We start from the raw sequence: 4,987 nt of genomic DNA, 5'->3' as shown, positions 1-4,987 counted from the left end.
GCGCCGACGAGATGGCGCTCGTCATCGATATGTCGAAGGAGTTCGGCTACAAGGTGTCGACCTTCCATCACGCGGTCGAAAGCTACAAGATCGCAGACATCCTCGCGAAGGAAGGCATTTGCTCGGCGATGTGGGCCGACTGGTGGGGCTTCAAGATGGAAGCCTATGACAGCGTCAACGAGAATATTCCGCTCGTCTACAAGGCGGGCGCGTGCACCATCGTCCATTCGGACGACGCGAACCAGATCCAGCGGCTCAATCAGGAAGCCGCAAAGGCGCGCGCCGCTGGGCGCCGCATCGGCATCGACGTCAGCGACGAGGTGGCATGGACCTGGCTGTCGTACAATCCCGCCAAGGCGCTGGGCATCGCCGACAGGACGGGCAGCCTGAAGCCGGGCAAGATGGCCGATGTCGTGCTGTGGAACGGCAATCCGTTCAGCGCCTATACCCGCCCCGAAAAGGTGTGGATCGACGGCGCGCTGATGTTCGACGCCAATGATCCGAAGCGGCGTCCGGTGAGCGATTTCGAGCTTGGCCAGCCGGGCGAAGGAGATGTGAAATGATCCGCGCGCTCCTTCTCTCCGCCGCCGCCGTGGTTGCGGTGCCGGCCGCGGCGCAGGACGTCGCGATCACCAACGCGAAGCTCGTCATCGGCGACGGCAGCGCGCCGATCGAGGGCGGCACCGTGGTCGTGCGCGGCGGCAAGGTCGTCGCGGCGGGCGCAGGTGTTTCGGTGCCCGCGGGCATCGAACGCGTCGACGCGCAGGGCCGCTATGTCACGCCGGGCATCGTCGCGGCGTTCAGCCGGGTCGGGCTGACCGAAGTCGATGCCGTCAGCGGCACGAACGATCGTTCGGCCCCGCGTACCCGCTTTTCGGCGGGGCTCGACATCGCGCCCGCGCTCAATCCGATGGGCTCGCCCGTCGCGGTGAACCGCGCTTCGGGCGTCACGCGGGCGATCGTCGCGCCGGGCGGCAGCAGCAACCTGTTCGCAGGCCAGGGCGCGGTCGTCGACCTCGCCGACGATATGGACATGGTGACCAGGCCGCGCGCGCTGCAATATGTCGCATTCGGCGAGGATGGCGCGTCGAAGGCGGGGGGCAGCCGCGCCGCGACCTTCCTCCTGTTCCGTGAGCAGTTGCTCGCCGCACGCAGCTATGCGCGCAACCCCGCATCGCTTGCCGAATGGGGCAATGACGCGATGATCCAGCGCGCCGACGCCGACGCGCTCGTCCGCGTGATCGACGGGACGACGCCGCTGTTCGTGCGCGTCGACCGCGCCGCGGACATCGTCAACGTCATCAAGCTGAAGGGCGAATTCCCCGCGTTGAAGCTCGTGCTCGTCGGGGTGACCGAGGGCTGGATCGTCGCGCGCGAGATTGCGGCGGCAAAGGTGCCGGTGCTCGTTTCGCCGCTCACCGATCTGCCGGGCACGTTCGAACAGCTTGGCGCGACGCAGTCGAACGCCGGACGGCTCAAGGCTGCGGGCGTCGATGTGTCGGTAGGCGTGTTCGACGACGATGACGCGCACAAGATGGGCTATGCGACGCAATATGCGGGCAATCTCGTCGGCCTCGCGCGCGTGCCGGGGGCGAGCGGCATGACGTGGGACCAGGCCTTTGCTGCGATCAGCAGCGTGCCCGCGCGCACCGTGGGCATGGAGGGCAGCATCGGCTCGCTCCGCCCGGGGCGCGTCGGCGACGTCGTGATTTGGGACAATGATCCGCTCGAACTCGGCAGCCGTCCGACCGCGGTCTGGATCGACGGCAAGGCACAGTCGCTGACGACGCGGCAGGATCGCCTGCGCGATCGGTACGCGACGCCGCAGGAAGGGGCTTTGCCCAAGGCCTACGACAGATAGGGGAAGGCAGGCGTACGATCGCCTGCCTTGCTCCGTACCCTCTATGTTGACACTGTTATCTTTGTGACGGATGGTGTCGGCGAACGGCGCCCGAGTCGCCCGCATGCCGGGCGATCGATGGCGGCGATTGCTCGATGAGGGGTTTGCCATGCAACCGATGTCGCTTCTGATCACGACCTGCGTGCTGTTCGTCGGGTCGCACCTCGCGCTGTCGCATCCGCTTCGCGACGGCCTTGCGGGCCGGCTGGGCGAGCGGGGATTCCAGATCACCTATTCGATCGTCGCGATCGCGTGCCTGATCCTGATCATACAGGCGTGGCGCGGGATGCCGCCCGAGCCGCCCTTGTGGACCGTCGACGATCCGCTGTGGATTCTCGCATCGCTGATCGTGCTGTTCGCGAGCATCCTGTTCATCGGGTCGCTGATCGGCAATCCGGCGCTGCCCGCGCCCCACGCCGCGAGGGATGCTGCGGCCGACCCGCGCGGCGTATTCGCGATCACGCGGCACCCGATGATGTGGGGCTTCGCGCTGTGGGCGCTCGCGCATGTGCTGGTGATGCCGACACCGGGGCAGATCGTCCTGTCGGCGACGATCATCTTCCTCGCGCTCGTCGGATCGGCGGGGCAGGATGCGAAGAAGGCGCGGCTGATGGGCGACGCCTGGCGCGGCTGGGCGGCGCGGACGAGTTTCCTCCCCTATGCGCGGCAGATCGGCGGGGCCGCGTCGTGGGGCGAGGCAATCCCGCGGCCGCACGCGCTGCTGGGCGGATTTGTGCTTTGGATTGCAGCGACATGGGGGCATGGTGCGCTCGGCTATATGGTCGCCGGCATCTGGCGCTGGATGTGATGGGAGCCGAATGAACCAGAGCACGCATCTCAACGATCTGTCGTTGCGGCTGCTCGGGCGCGCGTTCGACGAGCTCGACGTCGAAGAGCGCCGCGTGGTCGAGGCGATCTCCCGGCGCGCGCCGAGCAGCCGCGACGCCGCCGATATCGGCGATGCTCAGGCGAGCAGGGGCGACCGGCTGGCCGACAGGGTCGCGGCGGTCGGCGGCTCGTGGGGTTTCATCATCGTCTTCACGCTGGTGCTGCTGGGCTGGATGCTGCTCAATTCGGAAGTGCTGCAGCGTTTCGGGCTGGCGTTCGATCCCTATCCCTTCATCTTCCTCAATCTGATGCTCTCGACGCTCGCCGCGGTGCAGGCCCCGATCATCATGATGAGCCAGAACCGGCAGGCGGCGAAGGACCGGCTGACCGCCGGCGTCGACTACGAGATCAATCTGCGCGCCGAGCTGGAGATCATGCGATTGCACGAGAAGCTCGACCAGATGCGGGTCAGCGAACTGGCGGAAAAGGTCGATGCGCTGTGCGCGCGGATCGACATGAAGGATTGAAGGCGACCCGATAGCGGACCCTATCAGGAATATTTATCGACAGGGCGTCAGATTCGATCACACTTGCCGCGGCAAATCGGATAGCTCTCGCGCCGAAATCCGGTCGAGGAACGCCATGACTGCCCCTGTTGCCACCCGAATGAATAGCCGAACCGATCTGCCCGCTCTGGGCGCGCTGTTCCTGTCGCTCCTGTCGGTGACCGGCGGCGCGACGCTTGCCAAGAGCCTGTTCCCGGCAATCGGGCCCGAAGGGACGACCGCGCTGCGCCTGATTTTCGGCGCGATCCTGCTGTCGGCGATCCTGCGGCCGTGGCGGCTGGACATCCGGTCCGGCTGGCGGTCGATTCTCGCCTATGGCCTGGTGCTGGGGGCGATGAACCTCAGCTTCTACAAGTCGCTGTCCTATATTCCGCTCGGCATCGCGATCGCCATCGAGTTCATCGGGCCGCTGAGCGTTGCGGTGCTGACGTCGCGCCGCCGCAGCGATTTCCTGTGGATCGGGATCGCGGTGGCCGGACTGGTGCTGCTGTTGCCGCTGCGCGACGGCGCGGCGCATCTCGACTGGCGCGGGATCGCGCTCGCGCTCTTCGCCGGGCTCTGCTGGGCCGCCTATATCCTGATCGGGCGGCGGGCGGGCGCCGAACATGGCCCCGCTGCGGCGGCGGGAGGCGTGATCGTCGCGGCGGTCGTCGCGGCGCCGATCGGTATCGCGCACGCCGGATCGGCGCTGCTCCAGCCCGAGATCCTCGCGGTCGGTATCGGTGTCGGACTGGTGTCGAGCGCGATCCCCTATGGGCTCGAAATGATCGCGCTGCCACGTCTGCCCTCGCACACCTTCGGCACCCTGCTGAGCGCCGAGCCCGCGGTCGGCGCGCTCATGGGCTTCCTCGTGCTCGGCGAGCGGCTTTCGGCGATGCAATGGGCGGCGATCGGCCTGATCGTCTGCTCGTCGATCGGCGCCGCGCTCAGCGTGAAGGAGCATATCGCCGCCGAACCGCCCTTCGACGGCGAGCCGGCGGCCGACTAGAGCCGCACCATCCGCATGCCCTGTTCGCCATAGCGCGGGCCGCTGGTTCCGCCCTTCGGCGCCGCGGTGTCGATCGCGGCGAGGTCGGCGGCGGTGATCGCGCCGTCGGCGGCGGCGACGCTGTCCTCCATCGTCGCGCGGCGCTTGGTGCCGGGAATCGGAACGATATCGTGACCCTGCGCGAGCAGCCAGGCGAGCGCGACCTGCGCTTTCGACACGCCATGCCGGTCGGCGACCGCGCCGATCGCATCGACGATCGCGAGGTTGGAGGGCAGATTTTCCTCCGAATAGCGCGGATCGTTGCGGCGCCAGTCATGCTCGGGCAGCTCGTCGCGGCTGCGCACTGCGCCCGCAAGGAAGCCGCGGCCGAGCGGCGAATAGGGAACGAAGCCGATGCCGTTGTCGCGGCACGCGCCCAGTATCTCGTCCTCGACCTCGCGTTCCCAGATCGAATATTCGCTCTGCAGCGCGGTGATCGGCGCGGCCTTCGCGGCGCGGCGGATCGTTTCGGGCCCGGCTTCGGACAGCGCGATGTGGCGCACCTTGCCCTCCTTCACCAGCTCCATCATCCCGCCTACGGTTTCCTCGATCGGCACCGATGGATCGACGCGATGCTGGTAGAAGAGGTCGATCGTGTCGATGCCGAGCCGCTGCAGCGAGCCTTCGCACGCGGCGCGGGCGTTGGCGGGCGAGCCGTCGACGCCG

At 67.7% G+C, this 4,987-nt stretch carries 6 protein-coding genes; 5 read left to right on the top strand and 1 reads right to left on the bottom strand.

The annotated features are described in order from the left end of the window. From JHC57_RS21115 to JHC57_RS21095, 5 genes are all read left to right on the top strand, one after another. The coding region (locus JHC57_RS21115) for an amidohydrolase family protein (protein ID WP_294032549.1) at nt 1-563 on the top strand (563 nt) is incomplete at its 5' end. Beyond that, on the top strand, nt 560-1,861 hold the full coding sequence (locus JHC57_RS21110) for an amidohydrolase family protein (RefSeq protein ID WP_294032548.1): 1,302 nt from the start codon (nt 560-562) through the stop codon (nt 1,859-1,861). The genes JHC57_RS21115 and JHC57_RS21110, both read left to right, overlap by 4 nt. 148 nt (nt 1,862-2,009) lie before the next feature. Then, nucleotides 2,010-2,708: an NnrU family protein gene (locus JHC57_RS21105; protein WP_294032547.1), complete on the top strand. Its 699-nt coding sequence runs from the start codon at nt 2,010-2,012 to the stop codon at nt 2,706-2,708. Between the two features lie 10 nt (nt 2,709-2,718). Then, the gene (locus JHC57_RS21100) at nt 2,719-3,255 is read left to right on the top strand and encodes a DUF1003 domain-containing protein (protein ID WP_294032546.1); all 537 of its coding nucleotides are present in this window, start codon (nt 2,719-2,721) and stop codon (nt 3,253-3,255) included. 139 nt (nt 3,256-3,394) lie between these two features. Then, nucleotides 3,395-4,282 carry an EamA family transporter gene (locus JHC57_RS21095; RefSeq protein ID WP_366928558.1) on the top strand — a complete coding sequence of 296 codons (888 nt, stop codon included), beginning with the start codon at nt 3,395-3,397 and terminating at the stop codon, nt 4,280-4,282. Here the strand turns inward: JHC57_RS21095 and JHC57_RS21090 are convergent. Next, nucleotides 4,279-4,987 (bottom strand): aldo/keto reductase (locus JHC57_RS21090; RefSeq protein ID WP_294032544.1); only part of this gene is annotated, 709 nt, incomplete at its 5' end. The genes JHC57_RS21095 and JHC57_RS21090 overlap by 4 nt on opposite strands.

The sequence above is a fragment of the Sphingopyxis sp. genome (assembly GCF_016463645.1).
GTDB lineage: Bacteria > Pseudomonadota > Alphaproteobacteria > Sphingomonadales > Sphingomonadaceae > Sphingopyxis.
Note: the sequence above shows the minus strand (reverse complement) of the source record. Positions and strands in the feature narration are given on the sequence as shown.

Bases quoted from the DNA above. Each gene is read 5' to 3' on its own strand.
- JHC57_RS21110 (WP_294032548.1), top strand. From the start codon at position 560: ATGATCCGCGCGCTCCTTCTCTCCGCCGCCGCCGTGGTTGCGGTGCCG.
- JHC57_RS21105 (WP_294032547.1), top strand. From the start codon at position 2,010: ATGCAACCGATGTCGCTTCTGATCACGACCTGCGTGCTGTTCGTCGGG.
- JHC57_RS21100 (WP_294032546.1), top strand. From the start codon at position 2,719: ATGAACCAGAGCACGCATCTCAACGATCTGTCGTTGCGGCTGCTCGGG.
- JHC57_RS21095 (WP_366928558.1), top strand. From the start codon at position 3,395: ATGAATAGCCGAACCGATCTGCCCGCTCTGGGCGCGCTGTTCCTGTCG.